Origin of the sequence: Pseudomonas mandelii (genome assembly GCF_002251635.1) — a bacterium.
Lineage (GTDB): Bacteria > Pseudomonadota > Gammaproteobacteria > Pseudomonadales > Pseudomonadaceae > Aquipseudomonas > Aquipseudomonas mandelii_B.
Map to the genome: position 1 here is coordinate 1 of NZ_NMOJ01000091.1, position 1937 is coordinate 1937.

Sequence of the window (1937 nt, forward strand, 5' to 3'; positions counted from 1 at the left end):
TTACTTGTGGTCTTTGACTTCTTCGAACTCGGCATCAACAACGTCGTCGGCTTTTTCAGCTTTTTCGTCGTTAGGTGCCGCGCCTTCGGCAGGCTGGGCCTGTTCGGCGTACATCTTCTGCGCCACTGGAGCGGAGACTTTCGACAGCTCCTCAACCTTGGCTTCGATGGCAGCCTTGTCGTCGCCTTTAACAGCGGCTTCCAGGGCAACCAAAGCGGCTTCGATTGCAGTTTTCTCTTCGGCAGTCACTTTATCGCCAGCTTCAGCGATCATTTTGCGCGTCGAGTGAACCAATGCATCACCTTGGTTACGGGCACCGGCCAGCTCTGCGAACTTGCTGTCTTCCTCGGCGTTGGCTTCAGCATCGCGAATCATCTGCTGAATCTCTTCATCAGACAGACCGGAGTTGGCCTTGATGGTGATCTTCTGCTCTTTGCCAGTGGCCTTGTCTTTAGCACCTACGTGCAAGATGCCGTTGGCGTCGATGTCGAAGGTCACTTCAATTTGTGGCACGCCACGTGGTGCTGGTGGAATCTCAGCCAGGTCGAACTTGCCCAAGGACTTGTTCTGAGCGGCTTGCTTACGCTCACCTTGCAGTACGTGAATGGTCACGGCGCCCTGGTTGTCGTCGGCAGTCGAGAACACTTGCGATTTCTTGGTAGGAATCGTGGTGTTTTTCTCGATCAGCGCGGTCATCACGCCACCCATGGTTTCGATACCCAGGGTCAGCGGGCTGACGTCCAGCAGCAGCACGTCTTTCACGTCGCCGGCCAGTACCGCACCCTGGATAGCAGCACCCATGGCAACGGCTTCGTCCGGGTTCACGTCTTTACGTGCTTCTTTACCGAAGAACTCGGTGACCAGCTTCTGAACCAGTGGCATACGGGTCTGACCGCCTACCAGGATCACGTCGTTGATCGAACCAACGTCGATACCCGAGTCTTTCAGCGCGATGCGGCAAGGCTCGATGGTGCGTTGAACCAGGTCTTCAACCAGCGCTTCCAGCTTGGAGCGCGAGATCTTCACGTTCAAGTGCTTAGGACCGGTAGCGTCTGCAGTGATGTACGGCAGGTTCACGTCGGTCGACTGAGCGGAAGACAGCTCGATCTTGGCTTTCTCGGCAGCTTCTTTCAGGCGCTGCATCGCCAGCGGGTCACCCTTGAGGTTCATGCCGCTTTCTTTCTTGAATTCGTCAACGAGGTAGTCGATCAGACGAATGTCAAAGTCTTCACCACCCAGGAAAGTGTCACCGTTGGTGGCCAACACTTCGAACTGGTGCTCGCCGTCAACTTCAGCGATCTCGATCACGGAGACGTCAAAAGTACCGCCACCCAGGTCGTAAACGATCACGGTGTGGTCGCCCTTGGCCTTGTCCATACCGTAAGCCAGAGCAGCTGCGGTCGGTTCGTTGATGATACGTTTTACGTCCAGACCGGCGATGCGGCCGGCGTCTTTGGTGGCTTGACGCTGGCTGTCGTTGAAGTAGGCCGGAACGGTAATCACCGCCTCAGTTACTGCTTCACCGAGGTAGTCTTCGGCGGTTTTCTTCATCTTTTTCAAGATTTCAGCCGAGATTTGCGGCGGCGACATTTTCTGGCCGTTTACTTCAACCCACGCGTCACCGTTGTCAGCCTTGGCGATTTTGTAAGGGACCATCTTGATGTCTTTCTGTACGACTTCTTCGTCGAACTTACGACCGATCAGACGCTTCACCGCGTACAGGGTGTTGTGCGGATTGGTCACAGCCTGACGCTTGGCCGACTGACCGACGAGGATTTCACCGTCGTTGGCGTAAGCAATGATCGACGGCGTGGTACGCGCGCCTTCGGCGTTTTCGATAACTTTTGCAACGCCGTTTTCCAGCACGGAGACGCAGGAGTTGGTAGTCCCCAGGTCGATACCGATAATTTTGCCCATGATTGACTCTCCCGAAACAT

General features: G+C 55.4%; 1 protein-coding gene. It reads right to left on the reverse strand.

Going from position 1 to position 1937, the window contains the following annotated elements; genetic code table 11:
• Positions 1-1917 carry a molecular chaperone DnaK gene (dnaK, locus tag B7L09_RS13130; RefSeq protein ID WP_094469186.1) on the reverse strand — a complete coding sequence of 639 codons (1917 nt, stop codon included), beginning with the start codon at positions 1915-1917 and terminating at the stop codon, positions 1-3.
• Between the last annotated feature and the right edge of the window lie 20 nt (positions 1918-1937).

Coding starts and splice junctions, on each gene's coding strand:
- dnaK (WP_094469186.1), bottom strand. CDS start 1,917: ATGGGCAAAATTATCGGTATCGACCTGGGGACTACCAACTCCTGCGTC.